Raw genomic sequence first — 24,834 nt, forward strand, 5'->3', positions numbered from 1 at the left:
GTTTGCAATGTATTTGAAAATTGAAAACTACGCAATCGTTATTTTTTTTTACATTTAACAATTAAAAAGGGTATTATGTTCATTTTTTTTATTAAAATTGGGCTCTTTTTTTATATTTAAAATAATTCTAATGAATACAGGTAAAATTACTGTTATATTTTTATTTTTAGTGGCCACTATTTTTGGTCAGCAAAAAATTACTGTCGAGAATATTTATAGCGGAGCATTTCGGGCAAAAGGAATGGATGAACTGCAATCGTTAAAAAATACAGACCAATATACGGTACTAAATGTAGATCAGGCCAGCCGAAGCATGCAGATTGATTTGTACGATTTTGCAACACTAAAAAAAGTAGCCAATTTAATCGATACAAAGAATCATGCAGCTCTTGCTGAAGGAATTGACAGTTATACTTTTGATGCCTCAGAGAAAAAGATTTTAATTGCCTGTAATAGCAAACAAATTTTCCGTCACTCGTTTACAGCAGATTACTTCTTATACGATATCACCACAAGAACGTTGAGTAAATTATTTGATTTTCAGATTCAGGAGCCAACTTTCTCTCCCGACGGAACTAAAATCGCATATGCAAAAGAGAATAACTTATATGTGTATGATTTGGCTTCGAAAAAATCAACGGCTGTTACTACTGATGGAAAGAAAAATGCTGTCATCAATGGTATCACGGACTGGGTTTATGAAGAAGAGTTCTCCTTTGTTCGTGCTTTTGACTGGAGTAAAGACAGTAAAAAATTAGCTTACATCCGTTTTGATGAAAGCGCTGTTCCGGAATTCTCGATGTCAATCTTTCAAAAAGATTTGTATCCAACGATTGAAACGTTTAAGTATCCTAAGGCAGGAGAAAAAAACTCAATAGTATCTTTACACATTTATGATGCGGTGAGTAATGCCGGTAAAAAAGTTGATTTAGGAAACTATAATGACTTTTATATTGCAAGATTACAATGGACAAATGATAACAATGTATTATCTGCTCAGGTTTTAAACCGTCATCAGGACAATCTGGATTTACTGTTTGTGGATGGAACTACCGCTGCAACAAAAGTGGTTTTGAATGAAAAAGACAAAGCTTATGTGGATGTTACCGACAATTTGACCTTCTTAAAAGACAATAGCTTTATCTGGACAAGCGAAAAAGACGGGTTTAATCATATTTACTTATATGATAAAAACGGAAAACTTAAAAATCAGGTTACAAAAGGAAACTGGGAAGTAGTGTCTTACTACGGTTTCGATGAAAAAAATAAAACAATTTTCTATCAGTCTACAGAAAATGGTTCAATCAACAGAGATATTTATCGTATTGCTTTAGACGGAAAGAATAAAATTCGTTTGTCTAAAAATACTGGAACAAGTGCGGCAACTTTTAGTCCAAACTTTCAGTTTTTTATCAATACTTTCTCAAGCAGTACTCAGCCTACCACTTATACTTTGAATGAGGCGAAAACAGGAAAAGAAATCCAGGTTATCGAAAACAATCAGGCGCTTTCTGCTAAATTAACAGCTTACAATTTACCGACAAAAGAATTTTTTGTTTTAAAAACAGCTAAAGGCAATGAGCTTAATGCGTGGATTTTAAAGCCTAAAGACTTTGATCCTTCAAAAAAATATCCGGTTTTCATGTACCAGTATTCTGGGCCTGGTTCTCAGCAGGTAAACAACGATTGGAACAATTCAGACGACTATTGGTTTGCATCCCTAACACAGCAAGGTTATATTGTGGCTTGTGTTGACGGTAGAGGAACCGGTTTTAAAGGGGCAGATTTCAAAAAAGTTACTCAAAAAGAATTAGGAAAATACGAAGTAGAAGATCAGATTGACGCCGCAAAAGTAATTGGAGCATATCCGTATGTGGATGCTTCAAGAATTGGAATCTTCGGTTGGAGTTATGGCGGATTTATGGCTTCAAACTGTATCTTCCAGGGTAATGATGTTTTTAAAATGGCAATTGCAGTTGCTCCGGTAACCAACTGGCGTTTTTATGACAGCGTTTACACGGAAAGATACATGCAGACTCCGCAGGAAAATGCAAGCGGGTACGATCAGAACTCTCCAATAAATCACGTTGACAAACTAAAAGGGAAGTTTTTACTAATTCACGGATCAGCAGATGATAATGTACACGTACAAAATTCAATGCAAATGATGGAAGCATTGATTCAGGCCAATAAACAATTTGATTCTCAAATTTATCCGGACAAAAATCATGGTATTTACGGAGGAAAGACCAGAATTCAGCTTTACAACAAAATGACTAACTTCATCAAAGAAAATTTATAATTATAAAACAAAACTAAAAACCTTAAATAAATAATAAAGAATATGGGAGAAACTCAGGTAAAAACAGCGCATCCAAAAGGACTTTGGGTATTATTCGGAACGGAGATGTGGGAGCGGTTCAACTTTTATGGAATGCGAGCTTTATTAACTTTATTTCTGGTAAATTCATTGTTGATGAAGGAAGAAGAGGCTTCTTTGATTTACGGAGGTTTTCTTGGACTTTGTTATTTAACACCAATGTTGGGAGGTTTTGTTGCCGATCGTTTCTTAGGAAATAGAAATTGTATCATCTTGGGAGGGTTGCTTATGGCAATCGGACAATTGTTGTTGTTTACCAGTGGAAGTGTTTTTGAAGGTAACAGAGCGTTTGCTACGATTATTATGTACACTGCATTAGGAGTTATCGTATTCGGTAACGGATTCTTCAAGCCAAACATTTCAAGTATGGTAGGAAGTTTGTATCCTAAACAGGAAAAGACAAAATTGGATAGTGCTTTTACTATTTTTTATATGGGTATTAATATTGGCGCTTTTTTAGGACAGTCTATTTGCCCTTTGTTAGGAGATGTTAAAGATGCCGGTGGAGTTAGAGATATTCACGCTTTTAGATGGGGATTCCTTGCTGCTTCTGCTGCAATGTTTATCGGAACAATTCTTTTTTACTTCCTGAAAAATAAATACGTGGTTTCTCCTGAAGGAAAACCATTAGGAGGTTTACCTTCTAAAAATGACGCCTCTGATTTTGAAGAAGGAGAAGCTCAGAAAGCTGATTTCTCAAATAAAGCTTTACTAGCTGCCGGAATCGCTTTTGTCACTTTAGGGTTCTTCTTCCATTATGTGGTTGGTCAGAACTTGATTTATACTTTGATTTATTCTAGTGGTTTGTCATTGGCGGGATTAATTATTTCGGATACTTCTTTGACTAAAGTAGAGAGAGACAGAATTATTGTAATTTACATCGTTTCTTTCTTTATTATTTTCTTCTGGGCAGCTTTTGAGCAGGCAGGTTCGTCATTGACTTTTATTGCAGACAACCAAACGGATAGAAATTTCTTCGGATGGCAAATGCCTCCGTCAATGGTTCAGATTTTTAACGGACTATTCGTAGTATTATTAGCAGTGCCGTTTAGCGTACTTTGGGATACTTTAAGAGCTAAAGGTAAAGAGCCAATTTCACCGGTAAAATTAGCCGTTGGTTTAGTGGTAATTTCGGTTAGTTTCTTCATGATCGCTACTCAGGTTTCTTATATCGGAACATCAGGGTTGTTATTGGTAAAATGGCTTATTTTATTATATTTCTTAAATACATGTGCTGAATTATGTTTGTCTCCAATTGGTTTGTCATTGGTAGGTAAACTTTCTCCAAAACGTTTTGCTTCGTTATTGTACGGAGTATTCTTCTTGTCAAATGCTTCAGGTTATGCTTTAGGAGGAACTTTAGGTTCAATCTTACCGGCAACCGGAGATAAATTTGCAAAAGCAAAAGAATTAGGAATTGACCTTCAGGCAGTTTTAGACAACAAGATTACACCAACAGCTGAACAATTGGCTCTGTTGGAAAAACATCAGATTAGTGCACATAACCACTTCTTTGCCGGATTCGAAATTCATAACTTATACGAATTCTTCATGGTATTTGTGGTCTTAACTGGTATTGCTGCAATTATTTTATTTGCTTTGACTCCATTTCTGAAAAGAATGATGCATGGTGTTAGATAACATAAATCGTAATCATATATAAAAAATTACCTACAGGTTTAGGCTTGTAGGTAATTTTAATTTTAAAGACTTTATAGTTATGTGGAAAAAACACCCAAAAGCATTGCCATTCCTGTTTCTGTCTGAAATGTGGGAACGTTTTGGTTATTATTTAATGATCGGAATTTTTACTTTATATCTGAAAGATGTAAAGAGCGGTTTTGCCATGACCGAGAAAGAGGCTTCTGATTTATACGGGACTTTTATTGCTTTGGTTTTTCTGACTCCGTTTATTGGCGGACTAATTGCCGATCGATATTTAGGATATAGAAAATCAGTCATTCTTGGCGGAATTTTAATGGGAATCGGTTACTTCTTAATTGGAGTGCATGATTTGACCATGCTTTATATCGCCATGACTTTGATAATTGTTGGGAATGGTTTTTTTAAACCCAATATTTCTACATTATTGGGCAGTTTTTATTCTAAAGAAGAGTATAAAGATAAAAAAGATGAAGGCTACAATATTTTCTATATGGGAATTAATGTTGGAGGTTTTATCTGTAATTTCTTTGGAGCTGCTTTGCAAATCCTTTTGGGATGGCATTGGGCTTTTATGGCTGCCGGTGTCGGAATGTTTATAGGTGTTATTGTGTTTTTGTTAGGTACGAAGCATTATGTGGGGCACGACCAGAAAAAAGGAGTACAGGAAGGTGATATGCCTTTTTATAAAATTATACTGTTTATTTTATTGCCCTCTTTTGTTTTTGGAGCAATTGGCTGGTTGATAAAAGGAGTAGCTTCAGATGCTAATGTGAATAGTTCTATATTTGGTTCAGACAGTACAGACGCTTTTATTTTTGCATGTATTCCAATAGTCCTCTTTTATGGATCACTTTATTTTAAAGCAAAAACAGAAGATAAGCGATCAATAGGAGCCTTATTGGCTATTTTTGGAGTAGTGATTTTATTTTGGGCAGTCTTTAAACTTAATGGCTCGGCACTTACTACCTGGGCAGACCGATATACTGACAGAGAAGTAACCGGAACATCCGGTAAGGTGATTGCTAAGCTTAAACTGGCAAAAGAAGTTGAGTATAAAAGGGACTCTACTGAACTATACGATGATCAGTTTCGTTTGCAAAAGGTAAATGGAGTGGTTAAGAAAGAAGTCAATTATCCTTTATATTTTAGAAATGTTGCTCCGGATAAATTACCGGCAGAAGGCGCTAAGGTTCATCTTTGGGCGACAAATTTAAGTCAGTCTATCAACCCGGCCTGGGTGGTTATATTAACTCCTTTGATCGTTGCATTCTTCTCTTTTTTACGAATGCGTAAAAAGGAACCTTCAACACCTACTAAGATTGCTTTCGGTTTGCTGATTTCGGCGCTGTCTGTTTTGGTTATGATAGCTGCTGTAAAAATTGGGAATAACGGAGCAGAGAAAGTCAGTGCCTGGTGGTTAGTCGCGAATTATGGTATCATAACAATTGGTGAATTGTTTTTGAGTCCCATGGGATTATCAGTAGTTTCCAAATTAAGTCCTGTTAATATCACTTCCTTAATGATGGGAGGCTGGTTCCTGTCGACTTCTATAGGAAATAAATTAAGTGGAGTTTTAGCCAGTATGTGGGATACTTACGATAATAAAGTCAACTTTTTTTGGGTAAATTTTGCGCTGTTAATGTTTGCGACAATATTGATGTTTGCTTTAGTAAAGCAACTTAACAAAGTGATGAAAGAGAGAGGAATTAATTAATTATTTATAAATAAATGGAGCAAAAAATCACTTTAGAAGAAATTCAAAATTTTAAAGGCAATTATCCGAAACAATTATGGTATTTGTTTTTTGTCGAAATGTGGGAGCGTTTTTGCTTTTACGGAATGCGTGGGGTTTTGGTTATTTTTATGGTCGATCAGCTTTTCTTGAAAGAAGATCATGCCAGCGAGCAATATGGTGCTATTCAGGCTTTTGTATATGCCTTTACTTTCATTGGAGGGATTTTTGCCGATAAAGTATTAGGATTTAAAAAATCGTTGTTTTTTGGAGGAATCGTCATGATTCTGGGGAACCTTTTGATTGCTATTGCGCCTCATGATTTCTTTTATTACGGAATTGCTTTTTCTATTATTGGGACAGGTTTTTTTAAGCCCAATGTCTCTTCAATGGTCGGAGAATTGTATCGTGAAGATGATGGTCGAAGAGATGCAGGTTATGGGATGTTTTATGCCGGTATAAATGTTGGCGGACTTTTTGGTGGTGCTTTGTGTGTGTATTTAGGGAAGTTTTATTCTTGGCAATTGTGCTTTTTATCCGCTGCAATTGTAATGTTTTTAGGGTTGATCACCTTTTTATTTACTAAAAAATATTTAGGACCAATTGGTGATTCTCCGTTATTGAATTTAACACCGCAAAAGAGACGAATTCGTGAGATAGCCGTATATGCTGTGTCTATTTTGAGTTTGCCTTTTATTTTTATAATGGTTAAGAATACGAAGTATACGGATTATTTTATGTATACTATTGGTACAGTTGCTGTTTTGTACTTTGCTTATGAATTGTTTAAACTGGGAGATTCTAAATTGCAAAAGAAGCTTTTTGCTGCTTTTCTGTTTGTATTTTTCTATTTCCTGTTCAATTCTATTTACGAACAAAGTGGTGGATCGTTATCGCTTTTTGCAAAAGATAATTTGAATAACAAATTGTTGTTTTTTACAATTGATCCCAACGTTGTGAACAACAGTTCGAATACTTTTTTTGTAGTAGTTTTAAGCCCGCTTATTGGTTTGTTGTGGATATGGTTAGGGAAACGGAAAATTGAACCGAATACTTTAATTAAATTCGGAATTGGGTTTTTATTCCTGGCAGCTTCTTTTTACATCTTCTATCTGACCAAATTCTTTGCTGATGTTAACGGAATTGCTTCATTGAATGTCTTTACGTTTGCTTATCTGATAACCACTATCGGAGAGCTTTGTTTAGGACCAATCGGAATGTCAATCATTACCAAATTATCTCCAAAAAGATTATTCGGAATGATGATGGGGTTGTGGTTCCTGGCAAGTGCTTTTGGACAGTTGGCTGCGGGTAAACTGGGAGCCGAGATTTCCAGATCAAATACCGGCGACACCTTGATTTCTAAATTGCAATCGTATACAGAAGGTTACTATCAACTAGCTATTTATTCGCTAGTTGCGGGCTTGATATTATTAGCAATTTCGCCAATTATTAGAAAATTAATGCAAGAAGTAAAATAGACGACATTTTACGATTCTTTTTTTGTTTAAATTTGTGTGTAAAATAAAAGGATATGAAAAAAATATTTTTAATAACGCTTTTTTTAGCGGGAGCATTTGTAACGCAGGCACAAGAGTTAAAATGGTATACGGATGTTAAAGAAGCGATCACTGTTAGTAATAAAGAGAAAAAACCTCTGTTAATGTTTTTTACCGGAAGTGACTGGTGTGGGTGGTGTATTCGTTTGCAGAATGAGGTTTTAAAAACGGCTGAATTCAAAAAATGGGCTACCGAAAATGTGGTGTTGGTTGAGCTTGATTATCCAAGAAGAACACCTCAGACACCGGAGCTTAAAAATCAGAATAATGAATTACAGCAGGCATTTGGAATTCAGGGATTCCCGACTATTTATTTCACAAGCGCTGAGTCAAAAGACGGGAAAGTGAATTTTAAAGGATTGGGGCAGACAGGATATGTTGCCGGTGGTCCGACCGCCTGGTTAACAGTTGCTGAGGGAATTGTACATCCTAAAAAATCGTAAAGAAAACATTAAATTACAATTATAGTTCAAAAAAACTCCTTGCCTTTTGGTAAGGAGTTTTTTTGTTTCGTAAGAAAAAGTAATAAGTAAACCCGTGCTTATTGTGTATTTTGTAATTTATTTTGGTTAAAAAAACACATAATATATTTTTTATATTAATAAAAATTGGAAAATTAAAATATTATGTTAATTTCGTCTTAATATTCTAACCAAAACCAATTTAATATGACCAAAAAAATACTTATCCTACTGTTTTTTTTAGGTTCAATTTTTATGCAGGCGCAGAATTTAGTTTGGAAAACAAATATGACGGATGCTATTGCGCTTAGTAATGAACAGAAAAAACCAATGTTAATTTTATTCACTGCCTCAGGTGTACCGGAAAATCTTCAGAATGAAATTTTTAAAACTCCAGACTTTGCGGTTTGGTCCCGTGACAACGTTATTCTTGTAAAACTTGATTTGTCTGACAGTACAGCTGATGAAAGTGATAGAGAACAAAAGCTCAAATTGAAAAGTGCTTTTGGAGTGGAGGACTTGCCTGAAGTTTGTTTTGCAAGTGCTTCGATTAGAAAAAATAAAACCACATTTAGCGCTTTAGGAAAAATTGCGTATAAACCGGGTGGTGCAAAAGCCTGGATTGCGGAGTCAAATGCAATTTTGCATTCAAGTGAGTAGTAAGATTTAAATTAAGTTTCTTAGTTTAATTTGTAGATTCCCTTTTTGCTCTTGGGCGAGAAGGGATTTTTTTTTGAAAGGTTGATCCGGATAATCAATAGTTTTGTCATTTAAAAGGGTATATTTTTTTATTTTCTTAAAAATCCAAGACTTTATTAGTGAATTTAAATTTATGTTACTTTTTTAACTTATTTTATTTGGTTTTTACTTGTTTGGTGAAGATATTGTGTTAATTTAGTCGCATTAACCTGCTTAAAAAACCAATTTAGTATGAACCGAAAACTACTTATTTTATTACTTTTTTTAGGTTCGTTTGGCCTGCATTCGCAAAATTTGATTTGGAAGACAGATATGAATGATGCTATAATGGCGAGTGATTCACAAAAACGGCCCTTATTAATTTTTTTCACTGCTGCCGGAGTTTCGCAGAGATTCCAGAGTGAAATTTTTGTTACACCTGATTTTGCAGTATGGTCACGTGATAATGTCATTTTGGTAAAACTGGATATGTCAGATACAGAAGCATCTGACATGGTAAAAGAGCAAAATGTCAAGTTAAAAAACGCTTTAGGTATTCAGGAACTTCCGCAAGTATGTCTTTTAATGGCTTCTGTTCGAAAAGGCAAAACTACTTTTAATAACTTAGGATTGGTTCCGTACAAACAAGGCGGGGCGAAAGCCTGGATTGCAGATGCAAATTTAATTTTGAATCCGTAAGTCTTGTAGAACAGGACGAACTATTCTGTCTTTTCGGACTAAGTTTGATTAGTTTAAAGAATAAAATCCCTTTTCGGCTGTGGCATGAAAAGGGATGTTTTTTTTACGGCAACTGCTTTTCCAGATTTTTTGAATAGAGTAGGAATTCGATGCATCTGCAATTATAATTTTAGGATGCAGCTCTTGTAGAACACGGTCTAAATTGATTTTCGGGGATTGAATTAACAATAATAGGTCAGGTTGAGAGCTGATTTTATAAACTCCGGAACTGTCAATTACTAAGATCTTTTTTCCATTAAAATAGAGCAGGTTTTTGATGCTGACAGTAGCGCTTAATTGACTAAAATCACTCGACAAATAAGAATTTAGAAGAGTTGCTTTTGAGGATTGAAGTAAAAGAGTATCATTTGAAAACACTTTGATACAACCTCCATTTTTCTGAGAAATTATAGAGTTGTTTTTAGTATGATAAACGATCATTTCACGTTGGGTTCCGGTTTCTCTCTTGGTGTAAATCATAGAAAGCTGAAACGCTATAATTGAAATCAATACAGCGAACGTTGTAGGGTAATTTTTTTTCTTGCCCCAGATTATGGCGGAAATAATTAGAAAGTAAGAGGAGGTAAGAAGACAGAAGTTAAAGCTAATGTTTTGAATAACAAACCACTTGAGCGATGCAATGTAATGGATGGTATAATTTAAAAGGAAAATACTTTTTTCAAATAGCTCAGTGAGGACCATTGGAGGAGGACAAAAAACAGCAATAAGCAGTACTATGATTCCGGCAATCATGATGAAAGATAATATAGGGATCATAACAATATTGGTAACGAAAAATAATCCCGGAAACTGATGAAAATAATACAAGCATAAAGGGAATGTGCCTATTTGGGCAGCAAAAGAAACAGTTAGTGCGTTCCAAAGGAATTTTGAGATTTTAAGCTTTGGAGACCAGATACTGTTTAAGAGAGGTTGTAGCCAAAGAATGAAAAACAAAGCAAGATAACTTAACTGAAAACCAACGTCAAACAAAAAGTAAGGTTCGAAGAGCAGAATTAAAAACAAAGAGACAAGTAAAGTATGATACGTACTTCCTGTTCTTCTCAGATGGCTGCCAACAGCAAGAAACGAAAACATGACAACAGAACGCAGTACTGACGGAGATAATCCTGAGATTACGGCAAAAAGTGCAAGAGACAGCAGTATTGAAATCAATTTTAATAAAGAGCCCTTTCGCGTATTGGGAACAGGTTTTAAAATAAAACTAATGAATAGCATAATAAAACCAACATGAAGACCGGAAACTGACAGAATATGCGTAGCACCTGAGAACTGATAATCCTGAATCAAATCATCTGAAATTTCTTGTCGCTGTCCCAATATAAGAGCAAGTGCAACGTTCATTTCCGCTTGACGAAAACCTGTTTTTTTTAGATTGTTATAAATTCTGGAGTGTAAACGTCCGCAGTAATACCAGATGTCTTTTTGAAGTTTTTTATTAACTGCAATTTCTTTTTTATTGAGATACAACTGACCATAAATCTGTTTATCTGAAAGGTATTTTTGGTAGTCAAACTGATTTGGGTTTTTATTCGGACTAGTACGTTGTAAAATGGTTTTGACTTTTATTATGTTTCCAATAATAATTGGATTTTCAGCACTGTCCTTTTCTATATTTACAAGAATTTTTCCGGAGTAATTCCTATTGTTGATTTTCTTTACCTGCACATAGTAGCGGTCGCTGTATGCGTTGCTTTTTAGTTTTTCGCGTACCACAAAAGTTATCGTTTGCGGAGAGCTAAAGACTTCTTTGCAATGGCTGTAGTTGGATTCTTGCAGCGATTCTGTATGAAGTAAAAGCGTTGCAATGCCAATAAGGAAAGAAATGAAAGAGATGCTTATTCCAAAATAGATACTTCGCTTATTGTTTTTTTGAAGAGAAGAGTAAACAAGTAAAAAAGTAAGAAAACCAAGAACAAAAACAGAAGTTGTTACCGTGAATTTTGATGGGTAATAATAAGCAGCCAAAATGCCACAGCTAAACCAAATGGTAATTTTAGTTAAAGGAAAATCTAATACTTTCATAAGTCAAAAGTATTAAATTTGTAAGAAAAAGAACACGAGTGTTGTTTAATTATTCTACTACCCTGTTGATTTGAGCAAATGAATTTTGATAATAGGGTTCTTTAGTGGATGAAATAATAACTCCTTTTGAGGTAGAAGAATGGACAAATTTGATCTCATCTGATTTTACTTCTACAATCAGTCCAACATGATTAATCTGTTTGCTCCTGTTTGTTCTGAAGAAAATTAGATCTCCTTTTTGGGCGTCATTAAATTTAATAATTCTGCCCACCTTAGCCTGCTCAAAAGAGTTTCGGGGTAGTTTTATATTTTCCGACTCAAAAGTGGTAAACACTAATCCGGAGCAGTCATAGCCACTTTTTGTGGTGCCTCCGGCTTTGTATCGCACCCCAATATTGTCTGTAGCGTGTTCGATTAAATGTGTAACCGTATAGCTGTTTTCCCGCTTTGATTCTTTGTTGCCCACCGCAGTTGAAGCCGATTTACAGGAAGCAAAAAGTACAGTGATGAGTATTAAATATGATATTCTTTTCAAAGCAAGAAAGTTTTAAACGTGTTTTAAATCAGCTACAATAAGCTTTGCTGTTTTTTTACTGGCTCCGACACCTCCCAGTTTTTGCTCTAAGATGTCATAATTCTTTAACAATTTTTCGCGATAGTCAGAAGTCAGTAATTTTTGCAATTCTTCTTTAATTCGTTTCGTGTTGCATTCGCTCTGAATTAATTCTGTAACCACTTCTTCATCCATGATTAAATTGACAAGTGAAATATATTTTAGCGTGATAATGCGCTTGGCAATTTGATAGGAAATGGCACTTCCTTTGTAGCAGACTACTTCAGGGATTTTAAAAAGAGCCGTTTCCAATGTCGCAGTTCCGGATGTTACCAAAGCAGCGGTTGAAGAGCGTAACAAATCATACGTTTTGTTCGATACAAATTTGATGTTTTTATTGCTGATGAATTGCTGATAAAACTCAAAATCCTGACTTGGAGCACCGGCAATTACAAATTCATAATCCTGAAAATCATCCACAACGCTTAGCATCACACTCAGCATTTTTGTGATTTCCTGTTGACGACTCCCGGGTAGCACCGCAATAATAGGTTTCTCTCCCAGTTGGTTTTCTTTTCTGAAGGTTGTTTCGTCAAAAGAAGGCTGATTCTGAATAGCATCAATCAGAGGATGCCCAACAAAATCTACAGGAAAATGATGTTTGTCCTCGTAAAAGCTTTTTTCGAAAGGTAAAATCACAAACATCTTGTCAATATCATTTTTGATTGCCTTGATGCGATTCTCTTTCCAGGCCCAGATTTGTGGCGAAATATAATAGTGCGTTTTGTAATGTAACGCTTTGGCCCATTTTGCAATACGCATATTAAAACCGGGATAATCTATAAAAATCAAAACATCAGGTTGAAATGCTGTGATATCTTTTTTGCAAATTTTAATATTGTTTAATATGGTTTTTAAATTGAAAAGAACTTCAACAAACCCCATGAAAGCCAGTTCGCGGTAATGTTTTACCAGAGTTCCGCCGGCTTTTTGCATTAAATCACCGCCCCAAAATCTAACTTCAGCCTGAGGATCTTCTTCATATAATGCTTTCATTAAATTAGAACCATGTAAATCTCCTGACGCTTCACCAGCTATTATGTAATACTTCATATTGATTTTTTTGAAAGTGTGTTTCCAACTTTAAACGCAAAATAATTTTTGCGGTACAAAGATAAGATTTAAATAAACAAAGTTGAAATCGCAAGAACAATGACTGCTAAAACAACGCCTCTGGCCATCAATTCCTGGTTCGTTTTTAGAAGAATACCAAAAACGGCCAAATCTAAAACGGTACCGATTGTGATTACTTTTCCGAGATATCCTTGTTGTTTGATGGTTTGAATTCCCGTAAAGAAATCAAATTTGGTAAAAAACGAAACAAACACAAAACTTCCAAGCAAAGCCGTGAAAATTCCAATAACAAAGCCTATAATAATGTCTTTTTTAGTCATTTAATTTCCAGGTATTCAGCTGCTGCATGGTATGATGAGCGGTCAGATCAAACTGTACCGGAACAATTGAAATGTATCCGTTTTCTAAAGCCCATTCATCGGTATCCTCGCCCTGATCTTCGTTTGTGAATTTTCCGGTAAGCCAGTAATAATCTTTCCCGAATGGAGTTTGTCTTTTGTCAAACTTCTGTGCATAGTAGGCTTTTGCCTGACGACAAATTTTTATTCCTTTAATTTCTTCTTCTTTTAATTTCGGAAAATTTACATTTAAAACTACACCAGGCGGCAACTTGTTTTCCAAAGTTTCTAAGGTAATTTTTTTAACGTACGACTTGATTTGCTCAAAATCGGCATTCCAGTCAAAATCCAGTAAAGAAAATCCAATTGCCTGAATCCCTTCTATACCGGCCTCTACGGCAGCACTCATCGTACCGGAATAAATCACATTTATAGAAGAATTTGACCCGTGATTAATCCCAGAAACGCACAAGTCTGGTTTTCTTTTTAAAATTTCATTAACGGCCAGTTTAACACAATCTACAGGAGTTCCTGAGCAGCTATATTCCGTTACCACATCTTCTTCTTTAGAAATTTTGTCAAGAAACAAAGTATTATTTATGGTAATGGCATGACCCATGGCACTCTGAGGTTTATCCGGTGCTACTACTACGACTTCACCAATAGTTTCCATCACACTGATTAAAGCTCTGATTCCGGGAGCTAAAATGCCATCATCGTTGGTAACTAATATTAGGGGTTTCTCATTTTTCATGCTAAAATCGTAAGGTTATATATGGGAATTAAGCAAATGTAGTGACAGATTTCGGTAGAATACGAACAAAAAGAACAAAATTTGTCAACTAATTTCAAGAAGATTTTTGCGCGTCAAACATTTTTATACCTTTAACAAAAAATTATAGCGGGCTTGGCTTTGTTGGCACAGTTTTTACCGTAACTTAGATTAAAAAATTTGATGAATGCTATTATTAAGTTTATGAAAAGAAATTATAAAATACTTATAGCCGTATTATGCTTGTCATTGACGTTGTTTGCTTTTAAGATAAATGCAGACAAATCAGTAGATCCGGATCCGAATAGAGATAAAACACTTTTAGAATTATTAGCATTTGTTATTGAAAAAGGACACTACAGCCCGGCAGAAATAAATGATGAATTCTCTAAAGGAATTTTTAAAGATTATATCGAAGCATTAGATCCTTCGAAGAGATTCTTCCTGCAATCGGATATTGACGAATTCAAACAATATGAATTGCAATTGGACGATCAGTTTTTGAATAAAGACTTAACGTTCTTCAATCTTACCTATACAAGATTGATGAAACGAATGGAAGAAAGCAAAAAACGTTATAAGACCATTTTAGCACAGCCTTTCAACTACGATATTGATGAGACTTTTAATGCGGATTATGACAAATTGCCGTATGCTAAAAATACAGCAGAGATTAACGAAAGATGGAGAAAACAGATCAAGTTATCGACACTTTCTTCACTTGTTACCAAACAAAAAATAGAAGAGGATAAAAAGAAAACAGACCCTAATTATAAGGAGAAAACTTTTGAAACTTTGGAAAAAGAAACGCGTGAAAGCTCATTGAAATCTTTAGATGACAATTTTAGTCTGATTAAAGATTTGAATAAAGAAGATTGGTTCTCCGTATATGTAAATTCAATCATGACTCGTTTTGATCCCCATACCAGCTATTTTGCACCTGAAGATAAAGATCGTTTCGATGTTAATATCAGTGGAAAACTGGAAGGTATTGGTGCAAGACTGACTAAGAAAAATGATTTTACTCAAATTGATGAGTTAATTTCAGGAGGTCCGGCATGGAAAGGAAAACAACTTGAAGCAGGAGATTTAATTCTAAAAGTTGCCCAAGGAAACGAAGAGCCTGTAGATGTTGTGGGAATGCGTTTGGACGATGTTGTGAAAAAAATCAAAGGGCACAAAGGAACAGAAGTTAAACTTACCGTTAAAAAAGTAGACGGTACAATTAAAATCATTTCAATCATCAGAGATGTAGTTGAAATCGAAGAAACATACGCAAAATCTAGTATTGTAGAAAGAAACGGATTGAAATACGGAGTAATTTACCTGCCTAAATTCTATATCGATTTTGAGAATAAAGACGGTCGTGATGCCGGAAAAGATATTGCTCTTGAAGTAGAAAGACTTAAAAAAGAAGATATAAACGGTATCGTACTTGATGTGCGTGACGATGGAGGAGGATCTTTGTCGACTGTTGTTGATATTGCCGGTTTATTTATCGAAGAAGGACCAATTGTTCAGGTGAAATCTGCAGGAAAAAAGAAAGAAGTACTGTACGATAAAGATAAAAAAGTGGAGTGGGACGGACCATTAGTAATTATGGTAAACAGTTTCTCTGCTTCGGCTTCAGAGATTTTGGCAGCAGCAATTCAGGATTACAAACGAGGGGTTATCATTGGTAGTAAACAAACCTACGGAAAAGGAACAGTTCAGAATGTTCTGGATTTGAATCAATTTGTTCGTAATGCAAATTATGGAGATTTAGGTGCTTTGAAGATTACAGGACAAAAGTTCTATAGAATTAACGGAGGTTCTACTCAGTTAGAAGGAGTTCATAGTGATGTGGTAATGCCGGATCGTTATGCCTACTTAAAAATGGGAGAACGCGATATCGACAATGCTATGCCTTGGGACAAAATTGATCCGGCTGATTATAGCACATGGCATTCGAATACAAATTTTACTAAAGCAATTGAAAGCAGTAAAAACAGAATTGCTCAAAATGCACAGTTTAAATTGATCGAAGACAATGCGAAATGGATTGATGTTAAGAATAAGGAGAATACTTATAGTTTAAATATCAAAAGCTTTAAAGCTACTCAGGAACAGGTAGAAACTGAAGGTAAAAAATACAAACCAATTTCAGATTACAAAAACAATTTGGTTTTTAAATCATTGCCTTACGAAGAGCTTGAAATGAAAAGTGATGCTACGTTAAAAGAAAAAAGAGAGGCTTGGCATCAGGCATTGTCTAAAGATGTTTATGTAGAAGAAGCATTGAATGTTTTAGATGATTTGCAAGTAAAAGGTGTGGTAAGAAACAGCGCCACAACTAAGATCAAAAGAGATAAATTAGTAAAGTCTTAATACTGTAAAAGGATTAATTTGTTAGGAAAACGCTCCAAAATGTATTTTTTGGAGCGTTTTTTTGTAGATTTAACGGTACTCTACAGATGTTGGAAACCAGATAAAAATATATTTGACTGAAAAAATGAAAAATTATATCCTTTTGAGTTTATTGGGATTTGCGCTGTTATCCTGTAAAAAAGAAATTAATGAAAGCGTAAAACAGTCCGAACAGGAGAAGCAGACTCCATTTGTTTCGAATCAAAGCAGTTCCGATTCCATATTTACAGTGGCATATTTGCCGACTTCTACGACCCGACAAATTGTAAAACATAACTATTACACATTGTCCTACAATGAAAAATTTGAACAGGCAGAATGGGTTGCTTATGAATTAAAGAAAGAATATCTTAAAAATGCCGATTATAAGCGCCCTTATTTTATTGAAGATCCAAAAGTAACGACCGGTTCGGCAGATTGGAGGAATTATAAAAAGTCGGGTTATGATAAGGGGCATCTTTGTCCTGCGGGAGATATGGAGTTTAATGAGAGTGCTTATAACGATACTTTTTACACTTCAAATATTTCACCACAAGATCACGATTTCAACAGCGGAATTTGGAACAGACTGGAGCAGAAAACACGTTATTGGGCTGAAAAGTATCATGACATTTATGTAGTGACAGGAGGAATTCTGAAAGATTCGGATAAAAAAATAGGAACAGAAAAAGTATCTGTTCCTAGGTATTTTTATAAAATTATCCTGGTCAAAATCGGAAAGGAACATAAGGCTATTGCTTTTTTAGTTCCGAACAAGGATAGTGATAAGTCGCTTTATGATTTTGTGGTTCCAATTGAGACTCTTGAGAAAATGACCGGAATTGATTTCTTTCCCAATTTAAAGAATCTAAAAAGTAGTAAAGATTTCTAGAATGACAAACATTAGAGACGGTTTTTAGGTTTTCCGGGATTAAAAAGGATAAAGCTCAAAAAAGCTAAAATCCAGACGCCGAATCCTCCATAAAGTAAGACCATTTCGAAACCATGGGCAAGAGCCAGGTGCAGAATCGATGAAGCTGAGTCCGTTATTTTTAATTGTGGATATTGTTGATTAAGAGAAGAAAAGTTTCCTATTGCTGCTTTTTCGGCTATAGCATACAGCGTTTTTCTGTCTATGGTTCCTGATAAAGAAGTATTTAGATAATAGAAAATTCCGTTCACCAGAATAAAAGCCATTAAGGCAATATTAATAGCTAAAGTGATCAATCGGGCACTCATGTCTATTCCTGATGCCATACCGGAGCGGTTTGCAGAAACGGAGCCTGTGGTGGTATTCGTGACAGGCGTATTGGTCAGTCCTAATCCAATACCGGCCAGTAAAGAACCTGGAAGCATCGTTAGCCAGCTGGCATTTTCTATACTACAGCCATACTTCATAAGTATAAAACCTAATCCGATTACAAACAAACCTAACGGAATTACAATGCCTGAACGGTAGCGCGCTGATAGGTATTCTGCAAAAGGAGGAATGACCAAAGTGGGCAGTGTATAGGCAAGTAAGGAAAGCCCAACGGCTACAACATCGTAGTGGAGATAACTTTGAAAATAGATGGGCAAATAAATGATGAAGGGCCAAAAGCTGAAATTCATACCGATAGACCCCAAGATAGCACCGGAAAAGTCACGTATCTTGAATACTGAGAGATCAAACATCGGATAGGGATTTGTTTTTTCGACACCAATAAATAGCATAAAACTAAGTGCCGTTACTCCTAAAAGACAAAGAGCCGTAGGGCTTGTAAACCCAAGATCCGGTCCCTGCGTAATATAATACGTTAGCCCAAACACGGCTATGGACAATGTAATCATGCCCCAAAGATCTATTTTTTTTGAGTTGGTATCTTTAGATTCATCAACGTAGCCGTAAATAAGAATCGCAGTAAGAATTGCTATTGGAAAATGTACCAGGAACACCCATTTCCACGATAATAGCGCCAGGATTGCTCCGCCTATTATGGGGCCAAAACCTAATCCGATACCGAGAATAATTCCCCAGGCACCGAAAGCTCTGCTTCGTTCTTTTCCTTCCTGAAATTGGTAGGATAAAGCGGCTACCTGACAAATCAACATGGCACCCCCGCTTATTCCCTGAAAAAATCGGCTTATAACTAGTAAAACTACATTTTGTGCCAAACCGCAGATTAAAGACGAAACTCCAAATAAAATGGTTGTAATGATAAGAACCTGTTTTCTTCCGTATCGGTCTGCCAGTGTTCCGGCAGCCATTAAAACGGTAGTGCAGCCTATGGTGTAAATGTTCATAATCCATTGCATGTCTTTAAGGCTTGCATTCAGTACTTTTTCAAGTGTTGGAAGGATGACTGGTACACTTGAAATTTCAAGTGAAAACATTAAATTGGCAAGACAGATGGCAATTAGAGCGATATTGTTTTTGTCGGAGTTAAATTTTTGGTTCATTTTTTTTATTTAATTTTTAGTAAAAATAAACTGATTAGGGTTATTTTTTCAGTACAATTAAAGGTTAAAGAAGTATTTTTGCAACATGAGAAAAGAAAACTTGCATCAATTAGTTGAAGTGATTTATAAAAGAGCTGATCAATGCCCATTGGTAAATTCACAACTTAGTTTTTTTCAAATGGTATATGTTATTTCGGGTTCAGGACTTCTTCATATTAATGGAAATGCAATTTCTTATCAAACCGGAAATCTTATGCTATTGACACCAAATGATTGCTATTCATTTGATATTGTTAACACAACAGAGTTTTTGTTAGTGAAGTTGAATAGTGAATATGCTAAAGAATATAAATCAAAAAGTATCGATCACGTCGAATGTTTATTTCATTATGCATCACATTTGTCAGGTTGTATTTTGAGCCGAAAAGCAGATGAATACCTTGTTAAATCAATAGCGGAATCATTATTACATACGATGGACAATAAAGATATTTACGATGAAGATTTAATTATTCACTACGTAAACGCACTTATTGTTATTGCTGCCCGAAACATTGCGAAAATAAAACCCTCAGGTGTAAAGGAGAGTGCTGATAAAAGGGTTTTGGAAATTATCAATTACATTCAGACGAATATCTTTTATCCGCAAAAACTAAAAGTGTTGGTAATGGCCAAGAAGTTTGATATATCAGATACTTATTTGGGGAGCTATTTTAAAAATCATAGTGGAGAAACGATTCAGTCTTTTGTTTCAAATTATAAGATCCGATTGATTGAGCATCGGCTAAGTTTTAGTGATATGAGAATTAATGAAATTGTGGATGAGTTTGGTTTTTCCGATGAAAGTCATCTTAATAAGTTTTTTAAGAAACATAGAAATGTTAGTCTGACTGCATACAGAAAGGCTAAGGTTTCAGTGAATTAATTTTTCTAACGAAAAAAATATCTTTAAAAAGGGGCATTAAAAAAGCCGAAGAAAATCTCCGGCTTGTAATTTTTTATTTCTTTAAGACCTTAAAAAGTAGTCAAAGTTTTTAATTCAGCAATAGTCTGAGTTGGGTTTTCGGCTTTAAAAACAAAGCTTCCGGCAACCAGAACATCAGCACCGGCTTCTACTAATTGTTTGGCATTTTTACTGGTCACACCACCATCAATTTCAATAATGGTCGAAGCATTTTTACGAGTAATTAAGGCTTTTAGCTTCTCTACTTTAGTATAAGTGTTTTCGATGAACGACTGACCTCCAAAACCAGGATTTACGCTCATAATGCATACTAAATCAATATCGTTGATTATATCTTCTAATAAATCAATATTAGTGTGTGGATTAATTGCAACTCCTGCTTTCATTCCTTCAGCTTTGATGGCTTGCAATGTTCTGTGTAAGTGTGTGCAGGCTTCATAATGTACGCTTAGGATATTGGCCCCTAAATCGGCAAAAGTTTTAATGTAACGATCCGGATCAACAATCATCAGGTGTACGTCTATCGTTTTTTTAGCATGTCTCGAAATAGCTTCTAAAACCGGCATTCCGAAAGAAATATTCGGAACAAAAACTCCGTCCATAATATCAATATGAAACCAGTCGGCCTGACTGTTGTTGATCATTTCGATATCACGTTGCAAATTAGCAAAATCAGCTGCCAGAACAGAAGGAGCAATAAGTGTATTCTTCATTGTGTAGTTGTGTGTTGTGTTGTTTTTTTTTTGCAAAGTTAATTTTTTTAATCGCAAAGCTCGCAAAGATTTATGCAAAGTTTTTATGTTTTGAGTTGAGTAATAAATTCAGAAAGCGGTGTGCTTTTAAAAGTCTGATCTTTAAAAAGTGTTGCAGAAAAAAAAATAAAATAAAAAACTCCGGTAATCAGCCGGAGTTTCAATCATCAATCAAAAAACGAACAGTCAATCAAACTGTTGTTTGCTTTGTCGTCCAATATAGGTAGTTTTGAAATAAATTCCAAATTCCGACAAAATAATCGGAATTTGGAATTGCTATAATTGGAACTTTGGAATTTATCCAAGATAAGTTTTAAGAATTTTACTTCTTGAAGTATGTTTTAATCTACGGATTGCTTTTTCTTTAATCTGACGAACACGCTCACGAGTTAAGTCGAAAGTTTCTCCAATTTCTTCTAAAGTCATTGGATGTTGATCGCCAAGACCAAAATACAAACGAACAACATCAGCCTCTCTTGGAGTTAATGTCTCTAGTGAACGCTCAATTTCAGTACGTAATGATTCGTGAATTAATTCTCTGTCCGGGTTTGGAGATTCTCCAGAACGTAAAACGTCATAAAGGTTAGAATCTTCACCTTCAACAAGAGGTGCATCCATTGATAGGTGACGACCAGAGTTTTTCATAGACTCTTTTACGTCATTTACAGTCATGTCAAGTTCTTTTGCAATTTCTTCAGCAGAAGGCGGACGCTCGTTAGATTGCTCTAATAAAGCATACATTTTGTTGATTTTATTGATAGAACCGATTTTGTTTAATGGTAAACGAACAATACGAGATTGTTCTGCCAAAGCCTGCAGGATCGATTGACGAATCCACCATACAGCATAAGAGATGAATTTGAAACCACGAGTCTCATCAAAACGCTGAGCGGCTTTAATTAAACCTAAGTTTCCTTCATTAATTAAGTCAGGAAGAGTTAATCCTTGATTTTGATATTGTTTAGCAACCGATACAACGAAACGTAGGTTAGCTTTTGTTAATTTTTCTAATGCTCTTTGATCACCGGCTTTTATTCTTTGTGCTAATTCTACCTCTTCATCGGCGGTAATTAGGTCAACTTTTCCAATTTCTTGTAGGTATTTGTCTAATGATGCAGTTTCACGATTGGTTACCTGCTTGGTGATTTTAAGTTGTCTCATGTTTTTTGTCTCCTCAATTTTTAAGTGTACAAATGGTTATACGTAATGAGTTCAAAAAAGGTTACAATTAATTTAAATTATTTTTACAAATTAATTGTTTGGCTGTTTTTTTTATCTTTTCCGATCTAATTTGAAAGCACTTCTTTAACCTCGATAGTCTCTTTTATAAAAACGGGTTTTCCTGAAGCAGAAAATCCTTCCAGTGTGATTTCAAATTTACCGGATACGTCTGAGGTATAAAATTGTATTTTCGAATTTGCATCACTTAAATCTACTTTAGGAACCCAAAGAAGCTGATGTCTGTAATCAGGAATTCTTTCATTTTTAGTGCTGGTATAATCAGGTTTAAAATAGTCTTTTTTAGACTGTGGTCTTAGAAGTTCAGGTCTTAAAATAAAACTGCCTTTAAGTTTGGTTTCGTAATCGCCATTTTTAGTTGTAAACGACACTAAACCGTTAAAAGATTTTGCGCCGTAATTGTAAATTCCTTTTACAACATTGATTTTATAGATGTTTTTCGGGTTGTATTGGAACAGTTCGTTTAGGTCTTCTATGATCAGTCCGTCTACGATTATTAAGGTAGGTAGGGCAGATTCGTAATTAGGATCGTAGTCGTAAACATGAATGGCATAGTTGTTTTTATCTTTTGAAAAATAGACGCCTTTCACAACTTCAGTTATCGTTTCTTCCATAGTTGCGAATCGTGTAAAAGCGTCCAGTTTAAACTCTTTTGATAAATTTTTGTAAAAAGGAATGGTATCCTTTGAGGCTAATATGCTGTCTTTTTTAAGATTGTAATAAGCGTTTTCTATTTGAGTAGAAATCAGTCTTTCTGAAATATTCTGTTTAAAGTCTGAATTGAACTGAAATTCCGGAAAGCTTAAATTTGAAAAATTGATATTTTTCGGTTTGTCCATTTCAATAGTATAATCCTGTTTGTTGTCTTCCAGAATTTGAACAATTACATTGGAGTTTGAGTTCGGCTTTTCCAGATTAAAAATAAAATTTCCTTCATTATCTGTTTTGGCAAGCTTCAATGTATAATTTTTGCCCACTATTGAAAGAGCTACTTTTTTATTTTTTATGTCAGCATTGCTGGATTGTATTTTTCCGGAAATTAGCTCACCACGTAATTCCGGCAATAGAAAATTAGGGTTTTTTATTTCTGTTTGAAGGATTTTAGAAGTATTGCCTCCACCAAGTTCTCCGAAATTGATTTTCGTTTGAGCTACAAAACCATCTGCTTTTCTTACTGAAAGCACATAATTTCCCTTTGTAAATTCATCAGAATTACTGATGATTTGCAACTCTGCCTGATCTCTGTTTTTGTAAGTTTTGCGTCTTAAATTAAAAGAGATGTCTTTGTTTGTTATCGTTTCGGGTAAAGTTACTTCTTTTTGAGAAACGGTATTTACAGGTTTATCCTTGTAAGGATTTAGGATATAAATGTCAATATTGCAATAATCTGAGACCTCTTTGTTCAACATCCAGTTGGTGTATCCTATAATTTTATAGTTTCCGGTTTCCAGAGTTGTTGGAATGAAAAAGTCGCTGCTGGCGGTTCCGTTTTCGAGAAACAATTTATGGGTAAGAACTGTTGTTTTGTTTTTGTCGACCAGCTGCAAGTAAGCAATTTTGCTATATTTCGACATTTCATTTGTTGATTTATTGACACAGAAAATCTTGTAGAACAAAGATTCTCCGGTGATATAGGAATTAGCGTTTGTACTGATGTAAATGGATTCCTTAAGGTTTTGATCTATTGTATTCAGTTCCGTTACGGCATTGTTCTTCTGAGCAAACAAAATTTGCTGAAAGCTCATTGCTATAGCTATGATGGTTATGTATTTTAGTCTATCCAAAATGATGGTTTTATGTTTGATGAAAATGAAGTGCAATCTCCGCATTCTACGGGATACAATAGATACTGAGGCGTTTCGTTAGGAAAATAAACTTTAATTCCTGATTTGATTAGGTCTAGGATATCATTCCCCTGACATTCGGCTGAAGAACTGAAACAATAATTAAAGTAAAATTGGTCTATTTCATTTTCAGGAACTGGAGAGGGACAATCATATTGATATTTAGGTATTGGTTCTTTTGGGAAAAGATCGGTAAAATTAAAAAAGAGTCTTTTTTCGGAATAGGAGGACACATTAAAGAATCCAATCACTTTTTCGCCTGGATTGTCAACAGGATTTATGTTTCCATAAAAAAAGCCGGGTTGGGTTTGTGATAGAATGCTCCCAATGTCAGAAATCTCTTTTAGGGTTTCGTAAAAAGTATGGGCAGCAAGATTCTGAACATATTGTTTGACTAATATGCTGTATCTGCTTCTGATGATCGGGTCTTTGCTGCTAATGAATTTAATTGGAAAATCAGTAACTCTGTCTTCACTTAACTGGTTCGTATTGGTTAGAATTAATTCATTAGATTTTTTATCGGAATAACAAATTCTAACTTCTGTTGTCCTGTCTTCAAATACAATTTGTCCTTTTGGATTGGAGCCTGGAGGAAAAAAGACAGCAACGGCTTTTTTAGAATAAACTTTAGGTGCAATTATTTTATACGTTTCGTCGTATTCGTATCTGTAGTATCGGGATTTGTTTGTGGGATCGTTGCTGTTTACAGTAATTTCAACTCCTAATACACCTTTTTTTGTTACTGCTTTTGCTTCTACTTTATCGATCTGAGTCTGTTGTGGCAATTTCTCTTCATTCGAGACGTAGCTTCTTCCGTTTTTTGTAAGGATATGCAATTGATAGGCTCTACCGGGACTGGCCTGAAATTGGTTTACGGAAATATAGGCCTCATTTTTTTCCTGAAAATCGTATTTATTACCCAGATCATCGGTAACATATACCACCGCTTTACTTTCAAAGGTTGGTTTCTTTCCGTCAAGTTTATACGTTCTGGACAATTTAATTTGATGGTTTTTATATTGATCAGTGATAGTGGCTTCTATTACCAGAGCATCTTCGAAGCCATTGGTTTGGTACGAATAGGGTGTAGTGCATCCCAATACAATTGAAAGAAGTATCGTTATAAGAAATCCGTAGTGTAAGATCTTTTTCATA

20 protein-coding genes are annotated in these 24,834 nt (G+C 35.0%); 10 read left to right on the forward strand and 10 right to left on the reverse strand.

The annotated features are described in order from the left end of the window. Positions 1 to 130: 130 nt before the first annotated feature. From LNQ34_RS10345 to LNQ34_RS10375, 7 genes are all read left to right on the forward strand, one after another. Positions 131 to 2,302: a S9 family peptidase gene (locus tag LNQ34_RS10345; protein ID WP_229999590.1), complete on the forward strand. Its 2,172-nt coding sequence runs from the start codon at positions 131 to 133 to the stop codon at positions 2,300 to 2,302. 42 nt (positions 2,303 to 2,344) lie between these two features. Continuing rightward, positions 2,345 to 4,021 (forward strand): peptide MFS transporter, encoded by a 1,677-nt coding sequence (locus LNQ34_RS10350; protein WP_202700615.1) that lies wholly within the window; start codon positions 2,345 to 2,347, stop codon positions 4,019 to 4,021. Between the two features lie 79 nt (positions 4,022 to 4,100). Continuing rightward, positions 4,101 to 5,759: a peptide MFS transporter gene (locus LNQ34_RS10355; protein ID WP_202700616.1), complete on the forward strand. Its 1,659-nt coding sequence runs from the start codon at positions 4,101 to 4,103 to the stop codon at positions 5,757 to 5,759. Between the two features lie 14 nt (positions 5,760 to 5,773). Next, positions 5,774 to 7,258: a peptide MFS transporter gene (locus LNQ34_RS10360; RefSeq protein WP_229999593.1), complete on the forward strand. Its 1,485-nt coding sequence runs from the start codon at positions 5,774 to 5,776 to the stop codon at positions 7,256 to 7,258. A gap of 53 nt (positions 7,259 to 7,311) precedes the next feature. Next, complete coding sequence (locus LNQ34_RS10365) at positions 7,312 to 7,779, forward strand: thioredoxin family protein (RefSeq protein ID WP_017494796.1); 468 nt, start codon at positions 7,312 to 7,314, stop codon at positions 7,777 to 7,779. A gap of 225 nt (positions 7,780 to 8,004) precedes the next feature. Beyond that, on the forward strand, positions 8,005 to 8,457 hold the full coding sequence (locus LNQ34_RS10370) for a thioredoxin domain-containing protein (protein ID WP_202700618.1): 453 nt from the start codon (positions 8,005 to 8,007) through the stop codon (positions 8,455 to 8,457). 270 nt (positions 8,458 to 8,727) lie between these two features. Then, a complete protein-coding gene (locus LNQ34_RS10375) occupies positions 8,728 to 9,174 on the forward strand; it encodes a thioredoxin domain-containing protein (protein ID WP_202700619.1) in 447 nt (148 codons plus the stop codon). 48 nt (positions 9,175 to 9,222) lie between these two features. Here the strand turns inward: LNQ34_RS10375 and LNQ34_RS10380 are convergent, their stop codons facing one another. The 5 genes from LNQ34_RS10380 to surE all read right to left on the reverse strand — a co-directional run bounded on the left by LNQ34_RS10380 (position 9,223) and on the right by surE (position 14,038). After that, positions 9,223 to 11,259: a ComEC/Rec2 family competence protein gene (locus LNQ34_RS10380; protein WP_229999595.1), complete on the reverse strand. Its 2,037-nt coding sequence runs from the start codon at positions 11,257 to 11,259 to the stop codon at positions 9,223 to 9,225. A gap of 49 nt (positions 11,260 to 11,308) precedes the next feature. Beyond that, on the reverse strand, positions 11,309 to 11,794 hold the full coding sequence (locus tag LNQ34_RS10385; RefSeq protein WP_229999597.1) for a C40 family peptidase: 486 nt from the start codon (positions 11,792 to 11,794) through the stop codon (positions 11,309 to 11,311). Positions 11,795 to 11,806: 12 nt separating this feature from the next. After that, positions 11,807 to 12,925: a lipid-A-disaccharide synthase gene (gene lpxB, locus LNQ34_RS10390; RefSeq protein ID WP_229999599.1), complete on the reverse strand. Its 1,119-nt coding sequence runs from the start codon at positions 12,923 to 12,925 to the stop codon at positions 11,807 to 11,809. Positions 12,926 to 12,993: 68 nt separating this feature from the next. Further along, positions 12,994 to 13,266, reverse strand: coding sequence for a hypothetical protein (locus LNQ34_RS10395; protein ID WP_202700623.1), 273 nt, complete (start codon positions 13,264 to 13,266; stop codon positions 12,994 to 12,996). After that, entirely contained in the window at positions 13,259 to 14,038 is a 780-nt protein-coding gene (surE, locus tag LNQ34_RS10400) for a 5'/3'-nucleotidase SurE (RefSeq protein WP_229999601.1), read from the reverse strand. Before surE ends, LNQ34_RS10395 begins: the two co-directional genes overlap by 8 nt. Positions 14,039 to 14,239: 201 nt before the next feature. Between surE and LNQ34_RS10405 the strand changes: the two genes are divergently transcribed. After that, the gene (locus tag LNQ34_RS10405) at positions 14,240 to 16,423 is read left to right on the forward strand and encodes a carboxy terminal-processing peptidase (protein ID WP_229999603.1); all 2,184 of its coding nucleotides are present in this window, start codon (positions 14,240 to 14,242) and stop codon (positions 16,421 to 16,423) included. Between the two features lie 124 nt (positions 16,424 to 16,547). Next, on the forward strand, positions 16,548 to 17,333 hold the full coding sequence (locus LNQ34_RS10410) for a DNA/RNA non-specific endonuclease (RefSeq protein ID WP_229999605.1): 786 nt from the start codon (positions 16,548 to 16,550) through the stop codon (positions 17,331 to 17,333). Between the two features lie 11 nt (positions 17,334 to 17,344). Here the strand turns inward: LNQ34_RS10410 and LNQ34_RS10415 are convergent, their stop codons facing one another. Further along, entirely contained in the window at positions 17,345 to 18,880 is a 1,536-nt protein-coding gene (locus tag LNQ34_RS10415) for an MFS transporter (RefSeq protein WP_229999606.1), read from the reverse strand. A gap of 85 nt (positions 18,881 to 18,965) precedes the next feature. Here LNQ34_RS10415 and LNQ34_RS10420 point away from each other — a divergent pair, with 85 nt between their 5' ends. Then, positions 18,966 to 19,805, forward strand: a complete 840-nt coding sequence (locus LNQ34_RS10420) for an AraC family transcriptional regulator (RefSeq protein WP_202700628.1) — start codon at positions 18,966 to 18,968, stop codon at positions 19,803 to 19,805. 89 nt (positions 19,806 to 19,894) lie between these two features. Here the strand turns inward: LNQ34_RS10420 and rpe are convergent, their stop codons facing one another. From rpe to LNQ34_RS10440, 4 genes are all read right to left on the reverse strand, one after another. After that, positions 19,895 to 20,557 carry a ribulose-phosphate 3-epimerase gene (gene rpe / locus LNQ34_RS10425; RefSeq protein WP_229999615.1) on the reverse strand — a complete coding sequence of 221 codons (663 nt, stop codon included), beginning with the start codon at positions 20,555 to 20,557 and terminating at the stop codon, positions 19,895 to 19,897. A 336-nt stretch (positions 20,558 to 20,893) separates the two neighbouring features. Continuing rightward, positions 20,894 to 21,757: a sigma-70 family RNA polymerase sigma factor gene (locus LNQ34_RS10430; RefSeq protein WP_007804760.1), complete on the reverse strand. Its 864-nt coding sequence runs from the start codon at positions 21,755 to 21,757 to the stop codon at positions 20,894 to 20,896. Positions 21,758 to 21,882: 125 nt separating this feature from the next. After that, on the reverse strand, positions 21,883 to 23,619 hold the full coding sequence (locus LNQ34_RS10435; protein ID WP_202700630.1) for a hypothetical protein: 1,737 nt from the start codon (positions 23,617 to 23,619) through the stop codon (positions 21,883 to 21,885). After that, entirely contained in the window at positions 23,607 to 24,833 is a 1,227-nt protein-coding gene (locus LNQ34_RS10440; protein ID WP_202700631.1) for a DUF4249 domain-containing protein, read from the reverse strand. The genes LNQ34_RS10435 and LNQ34_RS10440 overlap by 13 nt, the downstream gene beginning before the upstream one ends. Between the last annotated feature and the right edge of the window lies 1 nt (position 24,834).

Source organism: Flavobacterium lipolyticum (assembly GCF_020905335.1).
In the GTDB taxonomy this organism is placed as follows: Bacteria; Bacteroidota; Bacteroidia; order Flavobacteriales; family Flavobacteriaceae; genus Flavobacterium; species Flavobacterium lipolyticum.

Excerpts from the sequence above, each read along its gene's own strand:
- LNQ34_RS10345 (WP_229999590.1), top strand. The coding sequence starts at position 131 with ATGAATACAGGTAAAATTACTGTTATATTTTTATTTTTAGTGGCCACT.
- LNQ34_RS10350 (WP_202700615.1), top strand. The coding sequence starts at position 2,345 with ATGGGAGAAACTCAGGTAAAAACAGCGCATCCAAAAGGACTTTGGGTA.
- LNQ34_RS10355 (WP_202700616.1), top strand. The coding sequence starts at position 4,101 with ATGTGGAAAAAACACCCAAAAGCATTGCCATTCCTGTTTCTGTCTGAA.
- LNQ34_RS10360 (WP_229999593.1), top strand. The coding sequence starts at position 5,774 with ATGGAGCAAAAAATCACTTTAGAAGAAATTCAAAATTTTAAAGGCAAT.
- LNQ34_RS10365 (WP_017494796.1), top strand. The coding sequence starts at position 7,312 with ATGAAAAAAATATTTTTAATAACGCTTTTTTTAGCGGGAGCATTTGTA.
- LNQ34_RS10370 (WP_202700618.1), top strand. The coding sequence starts at position 8,005 with ATGACCAAAAAAATACTTATCCTACTGTTTTTTTTAGGTTCAATTTTT.
- LNQ34_RS10375 (WP_202700619.1), top strand. The coding sequence starts at position 8,728 with ATGAACCGAAAACTACTTATTTTATTACTTTTTTTAGGTTCGTTTGGC.
- LNQ34_RS10380 (WP_229999595.1), bottom strand. The coding sequence starts at position 11,259 with ATGAAAGTATTAGATTTTCCTTTAACTAAAATTACCATTTGGTTTAGC.
- lpxB (WP_229999599.1), bottom strand. The coding sequence starts at position 12,925 with ATGAAGTATTACATAATAGCTGGTGAAGCGTCAGGAGATTTACATGGT.
- LNQ34_RS10395 (WP_202700623.1), bottom strand. The coding sequence starts at position 13,266 with ATGACTAAAAAAGACATTATTATAGGCTTTGTTATTGGAATTTTCACG.
- surE (WP_229999601.1), bottom strand. The coding sequence starts at position 14,038 with ATGAAAAATGAGAAACCCCTAATATTAGTTACCAACGATGATGGCATT.
- LNQ34_RS10405 (WP_229999603.1), top strand. The coding sequence starts at position 14,240 with ATGAATGCTATTATTAAGTTTATGAAAAGAAATTATAAAATACTTATA.
- LNQ34_RS10410 (WP_229999605.1), top strand. The coding sequence starts at position 16,548 with ATGAAAAATTATATCCTTTTGAGTTTATTGGGATTTGCGCTGTTATCC.
- LNQ34_RS10415 (WP_229999606.1), bottom strand. The coding sequence starts at position 18,880 with ATGAACCAAAAATTTAACTCCGACAAAAACAATATCGCTCTAATTGCC.
- LNQ34_RS10420 (WP_202700628.1), top strand. The coding sequence starts at position 18,966 with ATGAGAAAAGAAAACTTGCATCAATTAGTTGAAGTGATTTATAAAAGA.
- rpe (WP_229999615.1), bottom strand. The coding sequence starts at position 20,557 with ATGAAGAATACACTTATTGCTCCTTCTGTTCTGGCAGCTGATTTTGCT.
- LNQ34_RS10430 (WP_007804760.1), bottom strand. The coding sequence starts at position 21,757 with ATGAGACAACTTAAAATCACCAAGCAGGTAACCAATCGTGAAACTGCA.
- LNQ34_RS10440 (WP_202700631.1), bottom strand. The coding sequence starts at position 24,833 with ATGAAAAAGATCTTACACTACGGATTTCTTATAACGATACTTCTTTCA.